The following is a 24,197-nucleotide window of genomic DNA, read 5'->3' as shown; positions in this document are numbered from 1 at the left end:
TAGATTGCGGGCTGCAAAACGCGTATCATGGAATCAACGTCGGGCTCAGGCCGAAGCGGGCATCAGGCGATCGAGCGCCAAACCTCCGTCAGCGCGGAGATTCGTGAATGGCGGGGGGAGGCAACCTGAGCGACGAGTTTGCGGGCTGCATAACGAGGGTTCCTGAATGAATCCATTTTCATGGATGTTGATTGGACTGATTACGGGTTGGCTCGCCAGCCAGATTGTCGAGGGAGGCCAGTACGGCGCGGTTGGGGATATTGTCACTGGTATTGTTGGCGCGCTGATGGGCGGATATCTGTCGGGCATCCTGTTTGGTGGACAGGGCAACCTGGATGCCGCCGGTGCGGGCCTGTTCACGGCCGGCGCAGGCGCCATATCACTGATCTTTATTGTGCATGCGCTATCTGTGCGCTCGCGTGCCTGAGATGCATTCGTCCTCCCATTGCCTTTTTGCACGCGCGTTTGACGACAATGTGCAAATCGGCCTCTTGTTTGCGTGTAGAGGCTGGCCGGATTCCGTTTGGTGCCGGGCGCCAAAACGGCGGGCGGATACTCCGATATTCTTCGAAAAGGAAGGTTTACATGGCTGCAAACAACGATAATCTGCATCCACGCTGGCACGAGCTCAAGGGCGGTCTCAAACACCGCTGGGCCAAACTGACGGATGACGATATTTCAAAAATGGCCGGTAGTCAGGAGGAACTCGCGTTCGCCCTGCGGCGACGCTACGGGTACGCAATCGGGCAGGCCGTGATGGAGATCAATCGATGGATTACCGACTACGATAAAGACAATCCGGTCAGGCGCCGCCGATAGCTTTCGGTGCGAACCGCCCGCCAACAAGCACGTAGTTTAATGGAGGGAATAGCTTGACCACCTCAGCCCGTATTGAGCGATTCGTCCCCAGCGCATTTGCCCGCATCGTCGCGGCCGTATACCCGGACCGTGTTGCGGCCAGGCGCATTGTAAACGACCTGCGTGCTTTTGGCCTGCGTGGCGACCAACTTGGCGTGGCCATGCGTGATGGTAGCCAGCAAGCCCGCCTGCTGTTGGACTCCGGTCTGCCGGCCGCCGCCGGCGCCTTGAACGGACTCGCCGTTGATCCCGTGCACCACGGATGGCGCGCGCTTATGGCTGGCGTGCGGGCCATGTTGAGCGGCGGCGCGTCAACGCCCCGGGCAGTGCCGAGCGTGCCGCTGGTAATTCCGTTGCCGGGTGGCATGATCGGGGCTCTGATCAGCCTGCATGTGCCGGAAGCGGCGGCCCGCCTGCAAGAGGCCGGCTTTCGTGCCGGCAGCGTGTTGATCACCGCGCGGGTTTTTGAGGGGGTGGCGGACGCGGAAGGCATCATGCGGCGCCACGGCGGCGACGTGGTCCACAGCGGCCAGGCGAAGTTGACCGTCGGGCGGACTGTCTAGTCATATGCACGTCAATCTGATGTGTGGCCAGTGTGGAAAACATTGGATCGTCGTCCGCTGGTCACCGACGGCGATGAACTGCCCGAGGTGCGGCAGCATCCGGCTTGGCAATGCGCGTATCCTGGTGGAAGAGCAACTGCGCGCCGACAAATTGAGTGCGGCGCAGGAACGCAAACGCGTCGAGCAAGCCGCAAAACCGGCATCGACTGGATAGGCAAACGGACTGGCTCTCCCGATCGAATGCACGCAGCGTGGCGTTCAGCGGCGCGGTGTTATCAGGAGCAGTTATGAGCACAGACATGTCCCCCAATCAATCGGAACAGGAAGCGGCCCAGCAGGTCGCGCAGTTGGTGCGCACCCGGCAGGAACTTAAGGCTGCCGGGGCGGAGTTCGCAAGCATCGACGAGCAGATCAAACCGTACAGGATGCTGTATGTGAAATCGGGCGCCCGCTACGGCGGGAACTTCGCCGGCATGCTCAAGTGGTTTCAGGAGCGCGCCGGCGGCTGATTGCGCATGTGGCAGACGCAGCTGACCGGTACAACGGCCCGCGCGAGTTACCTTGCGCGGGCCGACTCATTGAACGTGAGTTGTTTTGATGGTTCGACTTGAGGATGTCCCATTGGCCGGGTATACTGAGAATGCCCATACCGCTCGCGCAATGTGATGCGGAAGAAACTATTGTGCCGGAGGGCCAACCCATCCGGCCTTTGTTCGCTGGCTTCTCGCAAGTTGGCGCCTGCGGTCAGCGGCCTCTCGCCGCTGACCGGCGCGGGCATCCAGTGAATGTTACAGGCGCGGGCGCTGCCTGGGCGTTGCCCCGAACCAGTGCCAGCGAAGCTGCGAGTGCGAAGGAGTAAGAGGGGATTGGCGCGGCGGCAGAGCTGTCGCGCCAATCCCCAATTGTTGGTTCTCCCTAGTCCCGGCACAGCGGGAGTGTGTGCGTCAGGGGATGAGGGGCGGGCATCGCATTCATGTCAGCAAGATGGGGCTACGGTCAAACGAAAGGAACAATGGCGATCCATAATTTCGGGCTACTCCGTGATGTCACGACTACGACTGTTTCTTGAATCCCGGGCCGCATGGCGCCTGCTGTGGCCTGAGGGGCAACAGGCTGCAACCGCCGCACCGCTCCGCGCCGAGGTCTTCGGGATCGAACGCCTGGAAGCGCATGCGCGCGCCTGGGCGGAGCAAGACAGGCTTCTGCCGGCCCGAACGCGCGGGCAACGCTTGCTCAAGCGACTGGCCGACAACGGGCGCGCGCTGCAGCGCGCGCGCCGGCTGTTCAGTGCGGACGCCTCCGCCGGTCGGACGACGACGCCCGCGACGGAATGGCTGTTGGACAACTATTACATTGTTCAGCAGCAACTGCTTGAAATCGAACGCGACCTGACGCGCACCTACCTGCAGGAACTGCCGCTCGCGGCTAACGCCTATGGCTCCGAATATCCGCGCGTCTATGGCATTGCGCTTGAGTTGATCGCTCACGGGGACAGCCGGCTTGACGCCGATTCCATAGTGCGATTCGTTTCTGCCTATCAAACGGTCGCTCCGCTCTCGATCGGCGAACTGTGGGCCGTCGCCATTATGCTGCGTCTCGGCCTGATTGAGAACTTGCGACGGCTGGCGGCGCGTTCGCTCGACATGCGCCGCTCACGGGCCGATGCTCTATCGTGGGCTGAGCGCATTCTGGCTGCGCGCCCGTCGCCGGCGCCCGCGCTCGACGCAGCGTTCGGGCCGCTGGCGCACACGCTCGCCTCCACGGAGCCGGCGTTTGGCATCCACCTGCTCCAGGCGTTGCGCGATGCGGACCCAGCGCACCGGCCGGTCATTCAGTGGCTTGAGGAGCGACTCGCGACCAGCGAGCAGAGCGTTGAGGCGGTGGTGCATGCCGAGCATTTGCGTGGCGCGGCCGATCAAGTTTCGGTGGGCCATGTCATCACCAGCCTGCGCGCGCTCGCCGCGATCGACTGGCCGACGCTGATCGAGCGCATGAGCCTGGTTGACCAGATTCTGCGCGATGATCCGGTTGGCGTGTATGCGCGCATGGACTTTGCCACGCGCGACACCTATCGCCACGCGGTGGAACGAATCGGCAAGCGCTCGCGTTTCGACCCGGCACGCGCTGCCAACGAGCAAGCGGTCGCTCGCTATGCGCTGGCGTTGGCCCGACGACCGGCCGACACGGAGCGCCGCCGGCACATCGGTTACTACCTGATCGGCGCGGGCCGCTCTCAGGTCGAGGAGGCTGCCGGCTATCGGCCGACGCTCCATGAGCACATCACGCGGCTCGTGCTTGCCCACGCGGCCCTGTTCTATGTCGGGTTGATTGTGCTCGTCACGTTCGGCTTGATCCTGAGCATATTGGCCTATGCCGCCGGGGCGACGGGCGTGGCGCCTGAGCCGACGCTACTGGTGCTCGCCGCTCTGATGGGGCTGATTCCTGCCAGCGCCATAGCGGTCAGCGTGGTGAACCAGACAATTTCGGTGGAGGCGGAGACGCTCCCGCTACCCAAGCTGGAATTCCAGGACGGGCTGCCCCCTGAATGCCGAACTATGGTCGTGGTGCCGGCCCTGCTAAGTCAAACAGCCGACATTCAACAGCTCCTCGACAACCAGGAGATTCGCTACCTGGCCAACCGTGACGCGCACGTGCATTTCGCGATATTAGGCGATTTTGCCGATGCGCACGAGTCGTCAAGTCCCGAGGACAGCCTGCTGATTGAAGCGGCGCGGCTGGGCGTTCAGGCGCTCAATGACCGGCACCGGGTGACGGGGCAAACGGGCGATCGCTTCTACTACTTCCACCGTCGGCGGGTCTGGAACAGCGGCGAACAAGTTTGGATGGGCTGGGAACGCAAGCGCGGAAAACTGGACGAGTTCAACCGGCTCCTGCGCGGAGCCACGGATACCGATTACACCGTTCAGGAGGGTGATCTATCCATATTGCCCTCGGTCCAATTTGTCATCACCCTCGACGCCGATACGGAGTTGCCGCCCAATAGCGCCCGGCGTCTGGTCGGAGCGATGGCCCACCCGCTCAACTGCGCCGTGGTTGATCCCGCATCGCGGCGCGTGCTCGAAGGATATGGGATCATCCAGCCGCGCACCGCCATAACGGCGCTATCGGCGTCCGCCACGCGGTTTGCACAGATCTTCGCCGGGGATTCCGGGCTCGACCCCTACGCAACGACCTCGTCCGATGTTTATCAAGATCTGTTTGGCGCGGGCAGCTATGTCGGCAAGGCAATTTACGACGTGGATGCCGTCGCCGTTGCGCTGCATGGCCGCTTCCCGCAGAACCTGCTGCTCAGCCATGATCTGCTGGAAGGCGCCTATGCGCGCGCCGGCCTGGCGACCGACATCCAGTTACTGGAGGACTATCCGTCCGGCTACGACGCGTACAGCCAGCGCGAGCACCGCTGGATTCGCGGTGATTGGCAAATTAGCGACTGGCTGCTGCCTTTCGTGCGCGACGAAAGCGGACAACGCGTACCCAACCCACTCCCATTCGACGAGCGCCTGAAGATTCTGGACAACCTCAGGCGCAGCCTGGTTCCCGCGTCGATTGTGCTGTTATTCGTCGCCGGCTGGCTGGTGCTGCCCGGCGCCCCCTTCGTTTGGACCGGGCTGGCGCTCGTTGCCATTATCATACCTCAATTGCTTGGCATGGCGTCCCAGTTGGGCGTCCACCCGCCCGGTGAAACCTGGCTTGCCTATGGACGGGTGCTGGCGGGTCAGGCATGGGTAAGTTTTGTTCGTGCGTGTCTGCAAACTTCCTTCATCGTCGATGAGGCGGTGCTTACGCTCGATGCCATTGCCCGTGTGGGCGTGCGGCGCGCCATCACGCATCGCCACCTGCTCCAGTGGAACAGCGCGGCGGTCGTCGAGCGCGCGCGTGCTCGCACGCTATCCCTGTATTGCTTGCGAATGTGGTCTTCTCCGCTGCTGGCCGTGCTTTTCGCACTGCTGGTTGGCTGGCGGTCACCTCCCGCGCTACTCGCGGCTGCTCCGCTGCTGGCTGCCTGGTTCTTCGCGCCCGTGCTGGCGTACGTCTCCAGCCAGCCGCAGCCCCAACGCACGGCGCAACTGCCCACGGCCGCTCGGCGGCCGTTGCGATTAATCGCGCGCAAGATATGGCGGTTCTACGAGACGTTCGCCGGCGCCGCCGATCATTACCTGCCGCCGGACAACTTCCAATTAGCGCCTGTGAATGTCATCGCGCATCGAACGTCTCCGACCAATGTCGGCTTTTTGCTGCTCGCGGATGTGGCGGCCTACGACTTAGGCCACATCGGCGTCCAAGCGCTTGTGGAGCATGTCGAGCAGACGCTGGCGACTGTGCAGGCGCTGGAGCTGTACCACGGCCATCTATACAACTGGTACGATACGCAAACGCTCAAGGCGCTGCATCCACGCTTTGTATCGACGGTCGATAGCGGAAACCTGGCGGCCAGCCTGGTCGTGGTTAAGCAAACCTGTCTCGAACTGATGAACGCGCCGGTGCTTTCACCGGTCGCATGGCGCGGCATGCAAGATATTTCGGTCGCGCTCGATGAGGCACTGACGGTTTTCGTCGGCGAGCAACCGGTTGCGGCCGTCCGCGGACGGGCAATGCGCGCGATTGCCGCCAGGCTGGGCTCCGATCTGGAGCCTGAGCCTGCCACGCTTGGCGCATGGCTTGAGCGTCTGGCCGCCGCCGCCGCCGACGGCCGGAAGCTATCCGGCAACCTGCGTGTGCTGGCGGAAAAGCTGGGCTCGCCGCCCGGCGACGCCCACGCCGACGTCATATACTGGTGCACCGAATTGGAGCAGTGGCTTTCCGTGCAGCGCGCGACGCTGACCCGGTTCGTGCCGGAGGCTGGGATGGCTAACGTCACGTCGGCGTTGCTCGCTTCCATGCCGACGCTGGCCGACCTGGCGACCGCGCCTGCACCCTCCGCCGTGCTCACGTCCGGCGACCGCATGGCTCCCCCGATGCTCGCCGACGTGGGCGCCGGCCGGATCGAAGCCGCGCGCCTTCGGGCGCGCCTGCTGGCCGTTAGCCGGCAGGCGGACGCGCTGCTGGCGGCCATGGATTTTCGCTTTCTGTTTGATCCGCAGCGGGAACTATTCTCGATCGGCTTTCATGGCGATACCCATCGGCTCGATGGCGGTTTTTACGACCTGCTGGCATCCGAAGCGCGCCTGACCAGCTTTATGTCCATCGCGCAGGGCCAAGCGCCGATGCGTCACTGGTTCAAGCTGGACCGCACGTTGACCCATACGACCGGGAGCACCGCCCTGTTGTCATGGGGTGGTACGATGTTCGAATACTTGATGCCGGTGCTCTGGACGAACTCCTATGAGCGCACGCTCTTGCACCAAACCTGCCGCGTGGCGGTGCGCAGTCAGATCGCGTACGGCGATGCACATGGCGTGCCGTGGGGCGTCTCGGAGTCAGGGTATGCCGCCGTGGATTATCAGCAGAACTATCAGTACCACATGTTCGGCGTGCCCGACCTGAGCTTGCGGCGCGAGCCCGACAGCAGCCTCGTGATCGCGCCGTACGCGACGTTCCTCGCGCTGCCGTTTGAGCCGCAGGCCGCCTGGCGAAATCTGCAGCGGCTGGCACGCGAAGGCGCCGTGGGTACTTTCGGCTACTATGAGGCCGTCGATTACACGAGTTCGCGCCGCCCTAAAGGGCAGCGCTTTAGCCTGGTGCGCTCGTACATGGCTCATCATCAGGGTATGAGTCTGTGCGCCCTGGATAACTTACTGAACGACGGCATTCTGCAGCGTCGCTTCCATCGCGAGCCAATGGTTGCGGCTAGCGAAGTGTTACTTCAGGAAAAGCTGCCGCGCCACGTTCCTATCATCAGCCCGCATCCCGCAGGCGTGCCGTCCGCGCAAGCCGCGCCGCCAATCGCCAATCAGCGGTACACAACCCCGCACACGTGGACGCCGCGCGCATACCTACTGTCCAATGGCACATATACCGTTATGGTGACTAACACGGGGGCCGGGTACAGTGCATGCAACAAAATGGATGTCACACGCTGGCGCGCCGATCCGACGTGTGACCCATGGGGAACTATCATTTATGTCGCCGACCAGGCCAGCCACGCGCGCTGGTCGGCGACCTATCTGCCGGCCATCCGCGAGCCCGAACGCTATGAAGCGGTGTATGCGCTTGGCCGCGTGAGCTTCAAACGAACCGATGCTGGCATCGCGACCCTGACCGAAATCGCGGTCTCGCCTGAGCACAACGTGGAGGTACGCCGCGTCACATTGACCAATGAGACCGGCCGCGCACGCGACCTTCAGTTGACCAGCTATGCCGAGGTCGCGCTGGCGGCGCATGGTGCTGACCTGGCCCATCCGGCCTTCGGGAAGTTGTTTATCGAGAGCGAATTCCTGCCTGAGCGCGCGGCGCTCTTGTTCAAGCGGCGCGCGCGCGATGCCGGCCAGTCGCCAGCCTGGGCTATCCACCTGGTGGCGCTGGACGGGGCCGCGCCCGGTGGGCTACAGTGCGAAACAGATCGCGCACGCTTCGTCGGACGCGGTCGGTCTGCGCGCGGCGCGGCCGCGCAGAGTAAAGCACTATCCAATACGGTTGGCGCCGTGCTGGACCCGATCATGAGCCTGCGCGGCGTTGTACATCTCTCAGCCGGCGCGCAGGCAACGATGGTCTTTGTGACCGGCGTGGCCGAATCGCGCGACGATGCCCTGCGCCTGATCGATACCTATCGCGATCAACGCGCCATCGAGCGTATCTTCGACCTCAGCGAGGCAAACACCCAGGTCCAACTTCGGCATCTCGACATCGGGTCCGGTGAGGCGCAATTATATCAGCGCCTGGCCTCGCGGGTGCTGTACCCGGATCAGGCATTGCTTTCCGCGCCGGCGGTCCGGGAGCGCAATCGCCAGGGCCAGACGGATTTGTACGCCTATGGCATTTCGGGCGACCATCCGATTGTCCTCGTCAAGGTGGCCGAATTGGCCGACATCTCTCTGGTGCGACAAGCACTGCTGGCACACGAGTACTGGCGAATGCATAATTTCACGGTCGATCTGGTTATCTTGAACGGGCATGGCGCGACGTACGGCGACCCGCTGCACGATGCCATACAATCCATGATCGATACCTCGCTGTCACATCCATGGGTGGATAAGGCCGGCGGCGTGTTCCTGCGACGCGCCGATTACATTCCCGAGGATGGCAAGGTGCTCTTGGAGACGGTCGCCCGCGTCGTAATCGATGCCCAACTGGGCAGCCTGGCTGAGCACCTCGAGCGCTCGGTCCCGATTCATGCGGCTGTTAACGGTGCGGAAGTGTCGCTCCGTGCCCGCGCCAAGTCGCCTTTGCCCAAGTTGTGGAACCTGTTCAAGCCGGAGCGCCGAACCGCTCTGATCAATCGACGGAAGACCGAAAGCGACATTCAGCGCACCGGGGAACGGCGCCATGTGGCTGATCGCCGGCGAACACTTGAACCTGCGGCTTCACCCGACGCCGCTCTCCACAAGCCGGCACTGCTTTTCGGCAACGGCCTGGGCGGTTTTGATGGAGACCGCCGCGAATACGTTATCGTCCTCAATAAGGGACGGACGACACCGCTGCCATGGAGCAACGTCCTATCCAACGAGCATTTTGGCAGTGTCGTAACGGAATCCGGGCTTGGTTTCACCTGGGCGGGCAACAGCCAGCTCAATCGACTATCGCCCTGGTCAAACGATCCCGTCTGCGACCCGCCGGGCGAAGTGATTTACATCCGCGATGACGACACCGGTGACCTTTCGTCGCCGACGCCATTGCCGATTCGCGATGAGGGGCCGTACGTCATTCAGCATGGCGCCGGCTACACGCGCTACACGCACCGCAGCCACCGGATCGTCCAGGAGTTGCTCGTCTTTGTGCCCGTTGACGATCCGGTCAAAGTGCTGCGCCTCAAGCTGCGCAACGAAGGCCCCCGCCCGTGTGCGCTGAGCGTCACGAGCTATATCGAGTGGGTGCTCGGCGTCACGCGCGAGCAGAGCCGGCACTTTGTCGTGAGCGCGCTCGCCGACGGCCTGAACGCCCTGATTGCGCGCAACACGTACAATTCTGAGTTCCGCGAACGAGTTGCGTTCTCCGCCGTCGCGTTTGAAGCGGGCGCAGGCCAGATAGACTACACGGGCTTCACAACCGATCGCACCGAGTTCATCGGCCGCAATGGCTCACTACAGAACCCGGCCGGATTGAGCCATACCAAGCTCCCCGGTGAAACCGGGACGGTACTGGATCCGTGCGCTGCGTTGCAGGTACAAATCCGCCTGCGACCCCACGAAGGCGCCGAGGTCGTGTTCCTCATCGGCGAGGGACAAAATGCGGCCGAGGCTCGCGCGCTGATTACAAAATACAGCGTAAGCGGGCAGGCGCAGAAGGCGTTCAACGCCGTCAACGCGCAGTGGGATACGCTGCTTGGCGCTGTGCAAGTCAGGACGCCCGACGCCGCGATGGATCTGCTGCTGAACCAGTGGCTGGTCTACCAAACACTGGCCTGTCGCGTGTGGGGGCGTTCGGCGTTCTACCAGTCTGCCGGCGCATTTGGCTACCGCGACCAATTGCAAGACGTGATGGCGCTCGTCCACGCGGCGCCGCAGGTTGCACGCGCGCACATTCTACGTGCGGCGGCACAACAGTTCAGCGAGGGCGACGCAATGCACTGGTGGCATCCGCCAGGCGGCGCGGGCGTGCGAACCGGCTGTTCCGACGATTATCTCTGGTTGCCGTACGTCGCGGAGCACTACGTGGTCACCACGGGCGACGAGTCGATTCTTGAGGAAGCGGCGCCGTTCCTGGAGGCGCCGATTCTGCGGCCCGATCAGGCCGAGACCTATCTGCAGCCCCTGTCAGGAATCGCGGCCGGCACGCTCTATGCACATTGCACACGCGCGCTTGACCGCGCGCTCTCACTGACCGGCGTGCATGGTCTGCCGTTGATGGGCACGGGCGACTGGAACGATGGCATGAACGAAGTCGGGCGCAGCGGCAGCGGCGAAAGCGTTTGGCTTGGCTGGTTTCTGTATGCCAACCTCATCGCCTTTGGTTCTCTGGCCAAACGCCGTGCCGACCCGCTTAGCTCAGAGCGCTATCTGGCACGGGCGGCGCAATTGCAACAGGCTCTCGCGCAATATGCCTGGGATGGCGAATGGTATCGCCGCGCTTATTTCGATGACGGCACGCCGCTGGGCTCGGTTCAGAACGCCGAATGCCGGATCGACTCGCTGGCGCAGTCGTGGGCAACCATCTCCGGCGCGGCGCCGGCGGCGCGCGCCGCGCAGGCGCTGCAATCGGCCGATCGCCAACTGGTGGACGAGCCGAACGCGCTGATCCGCCTGCTGGCGCCACCTTTTGAGCATGGCACGCCGAACCCGGGCTACATTCAGGGGTATGTGCCGGGCATCCGGGAAAATGGCGGGCAGTACACCCACGCAGCGTTGTGGATGGTGCTGGCCCACGCCATGCAGGGGCATCGCGACCGCGCCGCCAAACTATTCGCTCTGTTGAATCCGATTAACCATGCGCTCACCCTGGAAATGGTCGCGCGCTACCAAGTCGAACCGTATGTCGTCGCCGCCGATGTGTACGCGCATCCGCAGCACAGCGGGCGCGGCGGCTGGACGTGGTATACCGGTGCGGCCGGTTGGATGTATCGTATTGGGCTGGAGAGTATTCTGGGGCTGAAGCGGCGCGGCGCGACGATTACGATTGAGCCGTGCGTACCGGCAGACTGGAAGTCGTATCAGATTACGTATCGACATGGAGCGGCTACATACGTTTTTGACATACAGAACCCGGCCGAAGGCCAGGGGCGTGTCGCGCGCGTGACTCTAGACGACGTTGACCAACCGAGCGCATCGGTAACGCTCGTTGACGATGGCCAAACACATCGCGTTTCCGTTCTGCTTGCCGGCTCGTAAAGCGTGCACGTATTTGTTTACCGCGTCTGCCGACGCATATTCGTTGGTGTTGCCGCGTGTCCGGCCTGGTCGGCCGCTCGATGGCCGCATGCGCGATGCTGCTGGCACGACTCGTTGGGGGTGGGGTTGATGGGTACAAGCGAGTTCGCCCGGGGCGCCATCCCGCGCAAGCGTGCAGGGCGCTCATGCGATTTACGCCCAAACTGAGTAGAACGGGTTGCATACTCACGACGACTACCCGGTAAACAAGTACGCGTGCACATCCGCTGGATCCCGCTGGTGCGCTGCCGGACGGACGATAAACGTGGCCAGCACAATCACGATGGGGTTGCACAGCGACAAGGCATGCTGGCGGATACCCGCTGGCCTTTGTTGCTCCACGCTGAATCGGGATTGAAGCGTGCCTATCGCCGTATCAATGGCAGAGCGAGCACGTACGGCGAATACTCGAATGCACCGATATCGCAGCGCCCGTTGATACTGCGCATGAAGCCGCGTTGGTCGTGAGCGAGCAGCGAGCCATTGAACCCGGCACAGCCGGCCGGGTTGCCCATATCGATAGCGGGACTGCCAATCAGCAGCGCGCGCGCCGGCGCCGGTTGCCCGCTTAACGTCGCCGCGCCGCCGTTGTTCGGCAGTGGCCCGAGCAACGGGTCGAGGCCGAGCACCTCGCCCGTCGTCAACCCGCCGAGCGTGCAGTTGGTGGTCGTCCTGATGAGGTTATAGCCGTACGAGTAGAGCGTGCCGTAACAATCGTCGGGGTCGGAGAGCGCGCCGGTGGTGCGGCCGTTGTTGGCAATCAGACTGTTCGCCGTGGTAAGCGTCGCAGTGGTGGTCAAGAACACGCCGCCGCCGCGCGCCGTGCCCAGGCCGATGCGTGTCGAATGGTTGTCGGCGATCGTCGCGTTGTACAGCGCGTAATGCGCGCTGCCGATGCCATACAAGCCGCCGCCGTCGTGCACGGCGGCGTTAAAGCTGACGGTGCTGTTAATCAGTCGCATAACGCTCGTTGCGCCGGCGAAGTCGTTGTAGTAAACGGCGCCGCCCCAGGTGGATTGGTTGCCGCTGAGCGTGCTTTCGACAATGATCATCTTGCTGGGATAGTAGGTCTGGTAAACCATAATCGCGCCGCCGTACTGTCCCGCTGTGTTGGCGTTGACGACGGTGCGCGATATGCTCAACGATGCATAGTCGTCAATGGCACCGCCATTGAAACCAGCATGATTGTTGTGTATGCTGCTGTATTGCACCACAATGGTGCTGTTCTGGTCGGCCGCCGTGTTGCTGTGCGAAAGTGCGCCGCCATAGCCTTGCACTGTGTTTGAATAGAGTTCAGTGCGGAGGATTTGGCTGGTGCCGGCGTTGGAGAAAGCCAATCCGCCGCCCTGATAGCCGCTGTTGCTGTAGACGGTGCTATCGCGAATGATCGTATTGGCGTCGCCGACAAAGACACCCCCGCCGCGATTTGTGACGGCATTGGCGTGGACGGTCGTGTTGGCGAGTTCGAGCAAGCCGCCGGTATTGTAGAGGCCGCCGCCATCTTCCGCGCTGTTGTTTTCAAGCAACACATTGCTCAGGCGCAGCAACGGATTGGAACCGTGAGCAAAATCGCCCTCGCGGAAAATTCCACCGCCAAGCAGGGTTGGCAGGGTGCCGGTGGGGCCTCTGCCATTGCGGATGGTCATGCCGTTCAGCGTAACATTCGGTGCGGTCACCTTGATCTGAAAGACGCGATCGCCGGTCAAGGCCGAGTTGCCGTCGATGATCGTCGCGCCCGGCCCGGCGCCATGGATCGTCACGCTTTGGAGTATGTCGAGATCGCCAACCAGCGCCGTGTCGTCGAAGCCGACACGGGTCAGCACGTATGTGCCCGCCGGCACCGTGATGGTGTGCGGGATGCTGGCGAAATTGACTTCCATGATTGCGGCGCGCAAGGTGCAGTGGCTGTTGGAGCTGTGGCAGAGGCCATCGGACGGATCATCGTCGGGCAGATCGGCGGTGCTGTCGACGGTATATTCGCCGGCGGTTGGGGCCGCATTGAGACCCGGCGGCAGCGCAAGGGCTGCGATGGCGAAGGCGGCACAAAGGCCGGCGATCAGCAGCAACACGAAGCGCGGAGAGAGCCTGGCTAGTTGGCGAATTAACATTAGCGGAGATAGTAACGTAGCTCGCTGAATTCGGCAAACGGAATTTGCCGGCGCGTGCACGGTGGGAGGTGTATGAGGCAGGGCGCGAGCAGTCGGCCCTGGCGAGTTTTCGCATAGTGCGAATATAGTAGCGTGGCGTCGAAAATGAAACGGAGCGGCGCTGTCGGTTAAGACAGGCCGCTCCTAAGTCGTGTCAATCCGTTCGCCGAACCGAACCTTACCTATTGTGCCCCCAAGGGAATTCGAATCCCTGTTTTGGCCTTGAAAGGGCCGCGTCCTAGTCCACTAGACGATGGGGGCAAACAAAATTGATAATACCACAACGCTGGCTAGCGCGCAAAAGCACTCACGCGCGTTGCACAGCATCCACGATTCCAACGATGATTGCACGGATCGGCGCGTCGGCCTGACCGAGCACCTGCCGCGCGGAGTTGCCTTCATCGAGCACGAGCACCGTTTCGCCGGCTCCGGCGCCGACCGTGTCGACGGCAATCACATAGCCACCCAGCGCATTGCCATCGGGATCGAGCCAGTCGCAAATCAACAGCGTCCGATCATCCAGCGCCGGCGTGTTGATCGTCGACACGACGGTGCCGGCCACACGTGCGAGTCTCATGCGTTCTCACTTGCCAGTTGCACGTCGTCGACGATGCCGACAATGGCGTGATCCACCGGCACGAATTTGACGGGGAGGGCGACCGCCGCCTCGCGCCCGGCGACCACATACACAAGCTCGCCGACGCCGGCCATCGCGACCGCATCCGCAGCGACCACTACGTCGCCTTTGGGCTGCAGGTGTTTGTCCAAGGGCTGTACAAGTAAGAACTTCACGCCCTCCAGTCCCTTGTACTTGATGGTGGCCACCAGTGTACCAATGACCCGCGCGAGAATCATGCGCCTACCAGCTTTCCGTGCCGCGCGTACGCATACCGAAGCGCGTGTCGGCCTGCAGATTCTCGTTCATTTCCGGGTGCAGCGATGCTATCACGTCGCGGCGTACCAGTGCGGCACCCGGCATGGCGCGCGCACCCGACTCGACCGCCGCTTCCACGTCGGACACCTCGCCGCTGAAGAGCAGGAACGCCTTGCCGCCGAGTCCGTCGGCCAGGCGCAACTCGCGCAATACCACCTGCGCGCCCTTGACCCCCGCATCGGCGGCGCTGATGCACGCGGGCACGGTGCGCGTCTCGATGATGCCGAGCGCGCTGCCGTCCGCATCGACGCGTTGCCCGCCGATCGCCGCAAACACAGCCCGGTCCACGCGGGCAAGGAACAACTCGTCGCGCAAGGCGGCGGCACCGGCCTGCCGGCCGGCATCAAGCGCTTCCTGGACAGCGGCCACCTCACCGCTGACGAGCACGAGATATTTGCCGGGCTGCACGGTGCCGGCGCGAATGCCGTCCAGCGGCGCGCGCTTGATCATCGCGTCACCGGCCACGATTCCCACGGCGATACTGTCGAACTCGAGGAGACCCAGGGCCGTGTCGCTCATGTCATACAATCCGAAAGTGATCGACCATGGCGCAGCGGCGCTCGCGCGAGAAGGTACGGCAATTTGTAAGCCCTTCACCGGTCGGGCTGGCGATGCTGAAAGAGGTGTACCCCTCGCCCTTGTACCCCAGGCCGGATAGCGTCGGCCCGTTCTTGACGAAGATGCTCACATTCATCTCGCGCGCCATGCGCGACAGCGGGTCGATATTGCGGCTCCACATCGAGGCGGTGTGCCCAAAGCCGTGCTCTGCGCGCCGCGCCAGGTCTATGCCCTCGTCGACCGACCGCACGCGCGCAAGCGGCATGACCGGCATCATCTGCTCAGTCCAAACCAGGGGGTGGTCGGACGGCACGTCGATCAACACCAATCGCACCTCGTCGCCAGCCGGGATGCCGAGTTCCTTGAGGATGGCGCCGGCGTTCTTGCCGATGAACGCCGGGTTGATGTGGCCGGGCTTGCCCGGCGCGCCCATGTCGGTGAAGATCACCTTCTCAAGGCGCCGAATTTCGTGCGCGTGCAGTTCGTGCGCGCCGTTGCGGACCATCGCCGCTTTCAGCCGGTCGGCGACCGCGTCCACGCAGAAGATCTCTTTCTCGTCCGTGCAGATGATGTTGTTATCGAACGACGCGCCGAATACGATGTCGCGCCCGGCGCGATCAAGATCGGCCGTTTCGTCGACGACGACCGGCGGATTGCCGGGCCCGGCGCACACGGCGCGTTTGCCCGATTGCATCGCCTCGTTCACGACGCCGGGACCGCCGGTCACCAGCAGAATGCGGACCAGCCGGTGGCGCATCAACTGCTGAGCGCTTTCGATCGTCGGCTCGTTTACGGCGGCGATCAGGTTTGGCGGCCCGCCGGCTGCCACGATCGTGCGGTTGAGCAGCGCGATCTGGTAGGCCGACACACGCTTGGCGTTCGGGTGCACGTTGAACACCACGGCATTGCCGGCCGAGATCATGCTGATTGCGTTGTTGATGATCGTCGAGGTTGGGTTAGTGGTCGGCGTGATCGCCCCGATGACGCCATATGGAGCGCGCTCCATGATCGTCAATCCGTGGTCGCCGCTCCACGTGGTCGGCTCCAGGTATTCCGGCCCGGGCGTTTTGTCGACGGTCAGCAGGTTCTTCTGGAGCTTGTCCTGCCAGCGGCCGAGGCCGGTCTCGGCGTGCGCGCGCCGCGCCAGATCCTCGGCATGATCGCGCATGGTCGCCCGGATCGCGGAGATGATCTCCTTGCGCTTGGCGAGCGTCATGCGATCGAGCTGCTCGTAGGCTGCGCGCGCCGCCGTGGCGGCGGCGTCGACGTCCGCAAACAGACCATCGCCGGTTGCGGCCGGTCCGGCTGCCGCCAGGCGCGCCGGATCGACCGGTTTCTGGCGCAGTTCGGCCAGCACCCGTTGCACAACGGCATCGACCTGCTGCGGCGAAACGGGGTTCGTCATTGTCGGTCAGTCCAGCGCGCGATTGCGGTCCGCGGGAGGATCATGAAGCCCATGTCCCGCCGGCCGGCGTCTTGCGAAAGCCCGCGCCGCCCTCAACGTCCCAACTGTCGACAATCGCCATGACGACCGCATCGCACGGCCGCTTGTCGGTGGCCTCGGTCTGGCGCGCCGACGAACCGGTGGCGAGCATAACGACCTCGCCAACGCCGGCGCCGACCGCGTCAACCGCCACCGCGTAGCTGCTGGACTCTTTGCCGGCCACATCGATTTGCCGCACGAGCAGGAACTTCAGCCCATCCATGCTGGGCTCCTTGCGGCTGGCGACCACGGTGCCGATGACCCTGCCGAGTAGCATATGCGCTCCCACTGCTCCGGTCGGCTTGCGCCGGAGCGTGCGACTACTTGCCTTCGGTCTTAGCTTGCTCGGCACGACCCAGCGGCAGCACCAGGTCGACATTGACGTGCGGCCGCGCGATCACGTGGACCGAGACGACCTCGCCGATCTTTTCGGCGCTCTTGGCGCCGGCCTCGAGCGCCGCCTTGACGGCCGCAACATCGCCGCGCACGATCGCGGTCACATAGCCGCCGCCGATCTTCTCGTATCCCACCAGATCGACTTTGGCCGCCTTCACCATCGCATCGGCCGCCTCGACCATCGCAGCAAAGCCCTTCGTTTCGATCATACCCAGTGCTTCAGCCATAGTAACCTCCTGCGGGCGCAGTAATGGAGTGTCAGCCCGAGGCCGCAGACGAATGCGCCGCCCCGGGAAGTTGTGCGTAGACTATTCCTTCGGCAGCAGTCCGAACTTCGTCTCGATGATCTGCCGCACTTCTTTAACCGTGTCGTGCCATAAGCCATCGGGTCCTTCGTAGGCCTCGTTCATACGCTTGCGGAACTCGGCGATGGCCGGCTCGCGCTGGTCGGCGGGCACCGAATCGACGAGGCGCGCGCGCATGGTGACGCTGACCGACGTTGCGCGTGAGGGGCGCTCGACCCAGCGGCCGATTTCGTTCCACTCCTTGTCGAACATGACGAAGATCGGAATCGAGCGGTAGCTGTTGTTAAGATAACAGTCGGTGAGATCGAGGTTTTGGTCGCGGAAGAAGACGCGCATTTCCGCGCCGGGCAGCGCCTCGGCTACGCGCGCCAGCATCGGCGAGTTGCGGTGCACATCGCCGCACCAGTTCTCGGCCAGCATCACAATGTATTTGACCTGAGTGATGCCCTTGAAGAACGCGCGCTCATCGTCCGTCAACTGCGCTTTGCCGAAGTTCTCTTCCGTGCGGGCGCGATGCTCGCCCATCTGTGCCAGGTAGTCCTTCCACGACAGGCCGGTCTGGAAGCGCTTGTCGTCAATCGGTACGCGAAGCTGTGCCATGCAATTCTCCTCCAAGATGGATTGGGATGGATGGTCCCTAAAGACTGCGCGCGGGCGCGCGTTCTTTGCCCGCGATGTTTTCGATCGCTTTCACGGCCGCCTGCCAGCCGACGTCGATATCGCGCTCTTCGCCGCCCAGGTAGACGCGGCCGAAGCTGCCGAAGGCGACGACTTCGAGCACGTTGATGTGCGCCGCCTTCTCCGCCTCATTGGCGGCCAGTGCGGCATAGGCCGCCGGCTCGACTTCGAGCACGTAGAGCGTCTGGCCGGGTATCAGCATCTGGCCGTGGCGCGTGCGGTTGATCAACTGCGCCTGGTGGTCGTCCACCTTGCGAATGACCTGGCTGGTCATCACGCGCGGCTTCCAGCGGTCGTTCTCTTTCAGGCCGAGCGCATCGAGGATCGCCTGGCCGGCCTGGCGCGTCTCGGCCTGGTCGGGCGAATGCACCTCGAGCACGCCGTAGAGGCGCTCAACAATCTGCATGCCCGGCTTGACGTTGGTGGCTTTCAACGCGATGTCGGTGATGCGGTTGATCTCGATGCCGGGCGAGATCTCGACGAACAGCGACGACTCGCCGGCCAGCGGCAAAAAGCCCTGGGCCACGGTGCCGAGAAACGCCGCGTACTGCGGCTGCAATGAATCCAGAAAGACGTACGAGCGAAGTTCAACGGCCACGATGCATTCTCCTCAACCGGGTTGGCAGCAGTTGCCGGTTACTTGCGTTCCGGGCCCGCAGCTTCCTGCATGATCTTGACGCCGGCGCTCGCGCCAATGCGAGTGGCGCCGGCCGCCACCATCTCGTCGACCTGCTTGAGGTCGCGGATGCCCCCGGCCGCCTTGATGCCCAGCTCGCCGCCGACCGTCTTGCGCATCAAGGCAACGTCGTGCGCGGTCGCGCCGCCCGGCCCGAAGCCGGTCGACGTCTTTACAAAGTCGGCGCCGGCGGCTTTGGACAGCACACAGGCCTGCACTTTTTCGTCGTCGGTCAGCAGCGCCGCCTCGATGATGACCTTGACGATGGCGCCGAGCGCGTGCGCGACCTCGACCACCGCATGCACGTCGCGCTCGACCACATCAAGGTCGCCGGACTTGAGCGCGCCGATGTTGATGACCATGTCGATTTCGTCGGCGCCGTCCTTGGCGGCCTGCGCGGTCTCGAACACCTTGGTCTCGGCGGCGTGCGCGCCGAGCGGGAAGCCGACGACCGTTGCGATTTTGACTGGCGTGCCGCGCAGCAACTGCTTACAGAGCGCCACCCAGTTCGGGTTGACGCAAACGGCGACGAAGTTGAATTTGCGCGCCTCGTAGCACAACTGCGCGATCTGGTCTTCGGTTGCCTCGGGTTTGAGCAGCGTGTGGTCGATCAGGTGTGCCACCTGCGACGGATCGCGTTTCACGCCCGGATTCAGCGACAGTCGGCTGGCGCCGGCGGCGATGATCTGCTGGCTGCCCGCGCACTCCAGCGCGCACTGGCCGCTCTTGCATCCGTCGCAGGGCGAGGGGGCGCCGGGGTTTTGGGCGGCCAGCGCGAGCATCACCTCGCGCGTGATGCGCTCGATCAACTGCTCAATCTGCTGGCGGTCTAGCTGGTTGGTCATGGCTGGTGAAACATCCGGCCTATTTGCGCGCGAAGCGCTGCTCGACATCCACGATCTTGTTGACGCGTTTGGCGTGGCGCCCGCCGCCGAACGGCGTCGCAAGCCACGTCTTCACAATCTGCTGCGCGAGGTTGGCCCCGATCAGCGCGCCGCCGAGCGTCAACACGTTGGCGTCGTTGTGTTCGCGGGCGTTAGACGCCGTGGAGACATCATAGCACATGGACGCGCGCACGCCGGGCACTTTGTTGGCGACCATGCAACTGCCGATGCCGGCGCCGTCCACCATAATGCCGCGCCAGGCCTGGCCGTCGGCCACCATCTTCGCAACCGCGTAGGCGAAGTCCGGGTAGTCCACGGCCTCCGTGCCGTTGGTGCCGACATCCGTCAGCTTGTATCCGCTCTCGATCAGGAACTTCTTAAGCGCTTCCTTCATGGCGAAGCCGCCGTGATCAGAGCCGATCGCCACGAGACCGCCCTGTGTCGGCGCCGACGGTGCGGCGGGCTTCTCCACAACGACCTTGATGCGGCGCTGCAGCACGAACTCTTGCGCCAACGGCGTGAGCCGGTTGCCGGGGCCGATGCGCAATTCGCCGCCGTCGGCGATGCCGCGCACATCGTCCTGGTAGATCAGTTGCGCGCTGACACGACGGGAGGGCAACGGGGCCGAGGCGGGAGGCGGCTGACCGGCTACCGGTGTCCCCGGGCCCACCACGCGGTGAACCACGTCGGCGACCAGCTTGCGGATTTCGGATTCGGGGAGCATGCGTTCAGTTGGTTGGGTAGGCTGCGATGGTTGGCCCTGGTAATGGCGTCGTCTGCCTGGCCGGTGCGCCTGGCGATGCAGCGACGTCGCCGAACGATGGCGTTTGGATGATGCCCCACTGCGGTGGTGGCCAGTACGAAACCCACGCTTTGCCGATCAGGTCCTTCTGCGGCAACATGCCCCAGGAGTGCGAATCGCTGGAGTAGTTGCGGTTGTCGCCGAGCACGAACAGTTCCTCGTCGCCGACCTTGACCGGCCCGTAGCTGTAGGTTCCGGTATTGACCGTGTAGTTTTGCGGCAATTCACGGCCATTGATCGTGATGCGTCCGTCGCGAATCTCGACCGTTTCGCCGGGCAGCCCAATCACGCGCTTGATGAAGTCCTTTTCCTGGTTGGTCGGCGCAATGAACACGACCACGTCGCCGCGCTGCGGCTTGCCGATCATGTAGTCGATCTTGCTTACTAGTAAGTATTGGCCGTCGTGGAAGTTGGGCTCCATGCTCTGCCCCTCGATCCGGAAGTTCTGCACGCCGGCGCGAATCACCAGGAAGATGATCAGCGTGAGGGCAATCGTTTCGACCGTTTCGCGGATGAAGATGCGCGCCCCGCTCCACGGCGATGCCGGCACGGGGATGGCGGGCACCGACGGCTCGCTCGGCATAGCGGGCGCCATGTCGGGTGGCGCCACCGGATCGGTCAGAGCAGGCATATCCGGCAGTCCCGATGCTGAAGCAAACGACGGATTGTCTAGTCCCACAGCTTCCGCCGCGACCCGCTCGGGCGCGGCGGCCTGCATATCGTCATTCAAGTCCATGTGACTCCCTATGCGTTTCATTATAGCCGATTCGCTAGGCGAGCCAAAGCGCAAAGCGCCACACGTCGGGATGCGAACGCTGGCGATGGGCCGGGGAGAGACGCCATCGGCGAGCGGCTCAACTGTCTCCAAGTTTGGTTATGTTGAATGGCCTGAGTCGCATGACTGGATGTTCGAAGCCCGTGCACGCGAGACGCGCGGAACGTAGTGTGAACATGGCACGCGACCCGGCATGCGGATATTGACGTGCGCGGTCGCTGCGCCGAGGCGATTCGCCGAATACGACGCTGGCGCAGGCCGCCTAATACGAGATGCCCAAAGTGTCTGCCCAATGCGCTGTGGCGATGAACCGCGGAGTGCGCGTCGGCGCGGGCGTCTTGGTCGCATGCGTCTTCCAGTGTGGTGTGCGCGTCGGGGTCGGTGGCGCGGGCGTACGCGTGGGTGTGCCTGTCGGCGACAGGGTGCGTGTGGGCGTCGCCGTTCGCACTGGCGTCGCCGCCTTCGTGGAAGTGGCCGTTGGCGTCATCGTCCGTGAGGCGGTCACCCACAGCGTACTCGTTCTTGTCGGCGACGGCGTTGCCGTCGTGGTTGGCGTGGCGAGTCGTGGAAGTGTCGATGTTGGTATTGGCGTGCGGGTTGAGGCTGGGACCGGATTGGGTGTCGAAATTGGTGTGGCCGTCGGAGGCGGCATCACGGTTGGAGATGGCGTATCGGTAGCTGTCGCTTCGCGCGTTGGCGCTGTGGATGGAACGCCTGCTGGTGTGGCCGAGGGCGTGGCGGGCAGCGTAGCGGTGCCAGTGGGCGCCGGCGCTTGCGTTGCGGTCGGCGTATCAGTCGCCGTCGGCAACGGTTCAGCGGTAGGTATCGCCGACGCCTGCGCTGTTGGCAGTGCGGTTTCCTGCGTGGGCGTGTCCGTTGGGATGCCGTTCGGTGTCGAAGTGGCCGTTGCAGTTGTAGCGTCTGTTGGCGCGGAATCCGGAGTCGTCGCGGTCGATGTGACGAAAGCCGGCAAAGCGCTTGTGCCTGCGCCCGGTGTACCGGTAGCGGTGGCAACCCCCAACGCGACTGAGGTGGCGGCGGGAGCCTTTGTCGGTGTTCCCGCGAAATTTGAGGGTGGTATTATCGTAGGAGTCACCCTGAGTAATACGACCGCTGCCGCCACACTCTCAATCTGACCGAGGGCGCTTCGATTGCGGACCAGGTTTCGTTGTACCATAGCTTGATCGGCGACAGGCAGTTCGCGTTCAAGCTGGCGGAGAGCGTCCTGCTGGTCTGCAAGCCTTTCCACGATCTGTTGCAGGAGCTGTAATGATACCTCACGAGGCTCCGTTCGAAATACCTCGAGTACGGCGTCCACTTCGTTGTCGTATTCCTCAGCCGTTTGGCTGGCGAGGTCGCTTCGTCCTTGCCGCAATAGTGCGCCGGTCTCCATGAGTCGCTGGTCGGCCAGCGCAATGTGGATGCGCGCCTTGACGGCCGGGTCACTTGCGAGTTCAAGCTGCAGCGCTTCGCCGCCGCGCTTGAGCGCATAGAACGAACTGCCCGGCAGGCTCTCGCTGATCGTGTGGGCACTGGCGACTATTACAAGGAGTGCCGCAGCCGTTCCCAAACTCAGAAGGGCATAAGGAAGCGTGAACTGTCTGCATGTGGCCGAAATAGTTGCGCGCCATGGGAAAAGTCGGTGGCTTGGATTGGCGGCCGGGCGATCAGTCCGGGCAAGCATGGCCAAGTCCAAGTCAGCAAATGGTAACTCTGCGCCGATGGGCAACGTTGCCGGAATGCCTACACCCGGCGACTGACTTTGCCTGATTGAGTTCTTGCCCGACTTTTTCACTTCATACATCAGCGCGTCGGCCAGTCGCACCATCTCATTGACTGACTCGGGCGGGCTGATGAATGTCATCAAACCTATACTGAACGTGATCTGCCAGCTCCGTTGCTCCATGAGGCGCAGTAGCTCACCGCGCAGCTTGGCAAGCACAAACGCCGCAGCATCGACGCCGGTCTCTGGCAATAGGATGGCGAATTCGTCGCCACCGAGCCGCGCACTCGAGTCGACCGTGCGGATGTGGCTCCGAATGCCGTCGGCCACCGCCCGCAGGACCAAGTCTCCGGTTTGATGGCCGAAATTGTCGTTCACCGCCTTGAAGTTGTCAAGGTCAATGTAGGCAACCGACATCGGGCGCTTGTAGCGCCTGGCCCGGTTGATTTCGGAGCGAGCTAATTCAACGAACATGCGTGAATTGGCCAGGCCAGTCAAGTCGTCAGTCCGCGCCAGTCCCTTCTCACGTTCCAATGACGACTTGAGTCTCGCTAGTACAAAAGTAGCGAGGAGGAATTGCGCGAAACGTAAGGCAGCACTGGCGTAGGGAGCCAGGAGGCTTGCGCGCGGAACTCCAATGAGGAGATCGCTGGCCAGTCCGGCACCGGTACAAATGAGGGATAGCACGACGCCGGTGGGCCAGCCCAGGCGCCACGTCACAAGTACGATGGGGATCAGGTAGAGATACGACAGGCTGGTGTTGGCACCGGCGTAGCTGGCACAGGTGATCAGCACCGTAGCCAGCAAGCCAAAGCCGATAATCTGCGGTGTTGATGGATGTCGTGTGCTAGGCATGGGAGATTCCTACGCTGGACACTCCACGCCTGGCCGACTGACATTGGCGCCTATCGATTGCTCCTTGTGAACGCAACCACCCGCGGGTGTGGGGCAGGATCCAATACAGCTATGGAGATAAGGCTGTTTCACTTATCAAGTATGTATTTTACCATAGAAAACATGTCAGTTTGCACACTTCCGATAATGCGTAGATCAGTAGTTCTTACTGAGAACCCCATGCCTGGCGGGCATGGGTAGTTGCATGACATCCGCATGGGGGCCGGGCTTACCTGGCCCGGCATCGGGCACCCGCAACCCCCCAAAGGGGGCTGTATAGGCCCGGGGGTGCCCCTACGAGAAATGCCGCTCATGCCATGAGCGGGGCGTTTCGATCACGCTCCGTGCCAACTCAGAGCGAGTCTGGTGCAGCTGGCTGAACGATAGTGTTTTGCAGCAATTGTTTACCGGGTAGTCGTCGTGAGTATGCAACCCGTTCTACTCAGTTTGGGCGTAAATCGCATGAGCGCCCTGCACGCTTGCGCGGGATGGCGCCCCGGGCGAACTCGCTTGTACCCATCAACCCCACCCCCAACCCCTC

Annotated in this window: 19 protein-coding genes and 1 tRNA gene; 6 read left to right on the top strand and 14 right to left on the bottom strand. The window is 63.2% G+C overall.

Going from position 1 to position 24,197, the window contains the following annotated elements; translation table 11 throughout:
- Nucleotides 1-166: 166 nt before the first annotated feature.
- The 6 genes from HZB53_19745 (at nucleotide 167) to HZB53_19720 (ending at nucleotide 11,362) form a co-directional block, all read left to right on the top strand.
- Nucleotides 167-427 (top strand): GlsB/YeaQ/YmgE family stress response membrane protein, encoded by a 261-nt coding sequence (locus HZB53_19745; protein ID MBI5879886.1) that lies wholly within the window; start codon nucleotides 167-169, stop codon nucleotides 425-427.
- A gap of 158 nt (nucleotides 428-585) precedes the next feature.
- The gene (locus HZB53_19740) at nucleotides 586-819 is read left to right on the top strand and encodes a CsbD family protein (protein MBI5879885.1); all 234 of its coding nucleotides are present in this window, start codon (nucleotides 586-588) and stop codon (nucleotides 817-819) included.
- Nucleotides 820-872: 53 nt separating this feature from the next.
- Nucleotides 873-1,421 carry a hypothetical protein gene (locus tag HZB53_19735; GenBank protein MBI5879884.1) on the top strand — a complete coding sequence of 183 codons (549 nt, stop codon included), beginning with the start codon at nucleotides 873-875 and terminating at the stop codon, nucleotides 1,419-1,421.
- Between the two features lie 4 nt (nucleotides 1,422-1,425).
- Nucleotides 1,426-1,635, top strand: coding sequence for a hypothetical protein (locus tag HZB53_19730; GenBank protein ID MBI5879883.1), 210 nt, complete (start codon nucleotides 1,426-1,428; stop codon nucleotides 1,633-1,635).
- Between the two features lie 73 nt (nucleotides 1,636-1,708).
- Complete coding sequence (locus HZB53_19725; GenBank protein ID MBI5879882.1) at nucleotides 1,709-1,930, top strand: hypothetical protein; 222 nt, start codon at nucleotides 1,709-1,711, stop codon at nucleotides 1,928-1,930.
- A 534-nt stretch (nucleotides 1,931-2,464) separates the two neighbouring features.
- Nucleotides 2,465-11,362 carry a hypothetical protein gene (locus tag HZB53_19720; GenBank protein MBI5879881.1) on the top strand — a complete coding sequence of 2,966 codons (8,898 nt, stop codon included), beginning with the start codon at nucleotides 2,465-2,467 and terminating at the stop codon, nucleotides 11,360-11,362.
- 404 nt (nucleotides 11,363-11,766) lie between these two features.
- Here the strand turns inward: HZB53_19720 and HZB53_19715 are convergent, their stop codons facing one another.
- The 14 genes from HZB53_19715 to HZB53_19650 form a co-directional block, all read right to left on the bottom strand.
- On the bottom strand, nucleotides 11,767-13,509 hold the full coding sequence (locus tag HZB53_19715; protein MBI5879880.1) for a CSLREA domain-containing protein: 1,743 nt from the start codon (nucleotides 13,507-13,509) through the stop codon (nucleotides 11,767-11,769).
- A gap of 227 nt (nucleotides 13,510-13,736) precedes the next feature.
- Nucleotides 13,737-13,809: transfer RNA gene (locus tag HZB53_19710), tRNA-Glu, on the bottom strand.
- Between the two features lie 46 nt (nucleotides 13,810-13,855).
- Nucleotides 13,856-14,125, bottom strand: a complete 270-nt coding sequence (locus tag HZB53_19705; GenBank protein ID MBI5879879.1) for a EutN/CcmL family microcompartment protein — start codon at nucleotides 14,123-14,125, stop codon at nucleotides 13,856-13,858.
- Nucleotides 14,122-14,403 (bottom strand): EutN/CcmL family microcompartment protein, encoded by a 282-nt coding sequence (locus HZB53_19700; protein ID MBI5879878.1) that lies wholly within the window; start codon nucleotides 14,401-14,403, stop codon nucleotides 14,122-14,124. The genes HZB53_19705 and HZB53_19700 overlap by 4 nt, the downstream gene beginning before the upstream one ends.
- A 4-nt stretch (nucleotides 14,404-14,407) precedes the next feature.
- Nucleotides 14,408-15,001 (bottom strand): BMC domain-containing protein, encoded by a 594-nt coding sequence (locus HZB53_19695; GenBank protein MBI5879877.1) that lies wholly within the window; start codon nucleotides 14,999-15,001, stop codon nucleotides 14,408-14,410.
- A 1-nt stretch (nucleotide 15,002) separates the two neighbouring features.
- The gene (locus HZB53_19690) at nucleotides 15,003-16,445 is read right to left on the bottom strand and encodes an aldehyde dehydrogenase EutE (GenBank protein MBI5879876.1); all 1,443 of its coding nucleotides are present in this window, start codon (nucleotides 16,443-16,445) and stop codon (nucleotides 15,003-15,005) included.
- Between the two features lie 40 nt (nucleotides 16,446-16,485).
- The gene (locus tag HZB53_19685) at nucleotides 16,486-16,800 is read right to left on the bottom strand and encodes a EutN/CcmL family microcompartment protein (protein MBI5879875.1); all 315 of its coding nucleotides are present in this window, start codon (nucleotides 16,798-16,800) and stop codon (nucleotides 16,486-16,488) included.
- A gap of 43 nt (nucleotides 16,801-16,843) precedes the next feature.
- Entirely contained in the window at nucleotides 16,844-17,146 is a 303-nt protein-coding gene (locus HZB53_19680) for a BMC domain-containing protein (protein ID MBI5879874.1), read from the bottom strand.
- Between the two features lie 81 nt (nucleotides 17,147-17,227).
- Nucleotides 17,228-17,824 (bottom strand): thioredoxin family protein, encoded by a 597-nt coding sequence (locus HZB53_19675; GenBank protein ID MBI5879873.1) that lies wholly within the window; start codon nucleotides 17,822-17,824, stop codon nucleotides 17,228-17,230.
- Nucleotides 17,825-17,861: 37 nt separating this feature from the next.
- The gene (locus HZB53_19670; GenBank protein ID MBI5879872.1) at nucleotides 17,862-18,500 is read right to left on the bottom strand and encodes a hypothetical protein; all 639 of its coding nucleotides are present in this window, start codon (nucleotides 18,498-18,500) and stop codon (nucleotides 17,862-17,864) included.
- Between the two features lie 38 nt (nucleotides 18,501-18,538).
- A complete protein-coding gene (gene deoC / locus HZB53_19665) occupies nucleotides 18,539-19,360 on the bottom strand; it encodes a deoxyribose-phosphate aldolase (GenBank protein ID MBI5879871.1) in 822 nt (273 codons plus the stop codon).
- A gap of 82 nt (nucleotides 19,361-19,442) precedes the next feature.
- Complete coding sequence (gene rpiB / locus HZB53_19660; protein ID MBI5879870.1) at nucleotides 19,443-20,186, bottom strand: ribose 5-phosphate isomerase B; 744 nt, start codon at nucleotides 20,184-20,186, stop codon at nucleotides 19,443-19,445.
- Nucleotides 20,187-20,190: 4 nt separating this feature from the next.
- The gene (gene lepB / locus HZB53_19655; protein ID MBI5879869.1) at nucleotides 20,191-21,000 is read right to left on the bottom strand and encodes a signal peptidase I; all 810 of its coding nucleotides are present in this window, start codon (nucleotides 20,998-21,000) and stop codon (nucleotides 20,191-20,193) included.
- A gap of 301 nt (nucleotides 21,001-21,301) precedes the next feature.
- The gene (locus HZB53_19650; protein ID MBI5879868.1) at nucleotides 21,302-23,617 is read right to left on the bottom strand and encodes a diguanylate cyclase; all 2,316 of its coding nucleotides are present in this window, start codon (nucleotides 23,615-23,617) and stop codon (nucleotides 21,302-21,304) included.
- Nucleotides 23,618-24,197: the final 580 nt, after the last annotated feature.

It is taken from the genome of Chloroflexota bacterium (genome assembly GCA_016235055.1).
Taxonomy (GTDB): domain Bacteria; phylum Chloroflexota; class Anaerolineae; order JACRMK01; family JACRMK01; genus JACRMK01.
This window is presented reverse-complemented; position numbering and strand designations above follow the sequence as displayed.

Excerpts from the sequence above, each read along its gene's own strand:
- HZB53_19705 (MBI5879879.1), bottom strand. The coding sequence starts at position 14,125 with ATGAGACTCGCACGTGTGGCCGGCACCGTCGTGTCGACGATCAACACG.
- HZB53_19695 (MBI5879877.1), bottom strand. The coding sequence starts at position 15,001 with ATGAGCGACACGGCCCTGGGTCTCCTCGAGTTCGACAGTATCGCCGTG.
- HZB53_19715 (MBI5879880.1), bottom strand. The coding sequence starts at position 13,509 with ATGTTAATTCGCCAACTAGCCAGGCTCTCTCCGCGCTTCGTGTTGCTG.
- HZB53_19650 (MBI5879868.1), bottom strand. The coding sequence starts at position 23,617 with ATGCCTAGCACACGACATCCATCAACACCGCAGATTATCGGCTTTGGC.
- rpiB (MBI5879870.1), bottom strand. The coding sequence starts at position 20,186 with ATGCTCCCCGAATCCGAAATCCGCAAGCTGGTCGCCGACGTGGTTCAC.
- HZB53_19740 (MBI5879885.1), top strand. The coding sequence starts at position 586 with ATGGCTGCAAACAACGATAATCTGCATCCACGCTGGCACGAGCTCAAG.
- HZB53_19680 (MBI5879874.1), bottom strand. The coding sequence starts at position 17,146 with ATGGCTGAAGCACTGGGTATGATCGAAACGAAGGGCTTTGCTGCGATG.
- HZB53_19725 (MBI5879882.1), top strand. The coding sequence starts at position 1,709 with ATGAGCACAGACATGTCCCCCAATCAATCGGAACAGGAAGCGGCCCAG.
- deoC (MBI5879871.1), bottom strand. The coding sequence starts at position 19,360 with ATGCTCGCGCTGGCCGCCCAAAACCCCGGCGCCCCCTCGCCCTGCGAC.
- HZB53_19700 (MBI5879878.1), bottom strand. The coding sequence starts at position 14,403 with ATGATTCTCGCGCGGGTCATTGGTACACTGGTGGCCACCATCAAGTAC.
- HZB53_19730 (MBI5879883.1), top strand. The coding sequence starts at position 1,426 with ATGCACGTCAATCTGATGTGTGGCCAGTGTGGAAAACATTGGATCGTC.
- HZB53_19675 (MBI5879873.1), bottom strand. The coding sequence starts at position 17,824 with ATGGCACAGCTTCGCGTACCGATTGACGACAAGCGCTTCCAGACCGGC.
- HZB53_19745 (MBI5879886.1), top strand. The coding sequence starts at position 167 with ATGAATCCATTTTCATGGATGTTGATTGGACTGATTACGGGTTGGCTC.
- HZB53_19690 (MBI5879876.1), bottom strand. The coding sequence starts at position 16,445 with ATGACGAACCCCGTTTCGCCGCAGCAGGTCGATGCCGTTGTGCAACGG.
- lepB (MBI5879869.1), bottom strand. The coding sequence starts at position 21,000 with ATGGACTTGAATGACGATATGCAGGCCGCCGCGCCCGAGCGGGTCGCG.
- HZB53_19685 (MBI5879875.1), bottom strand. The coding sequence starts at position 16,800 with ATGCTACTCGGCAGGGTCATCGGCACCGTGGTCGCCAGCCGCAAGGAG.
- HZB53_19720 (MBI5879881.1), top strand. The coding sequence starts at position 2,465 with ATGTCACGACTACGACTGTTTCTTGAATCCCGGGCCGCATGGCGCCTG.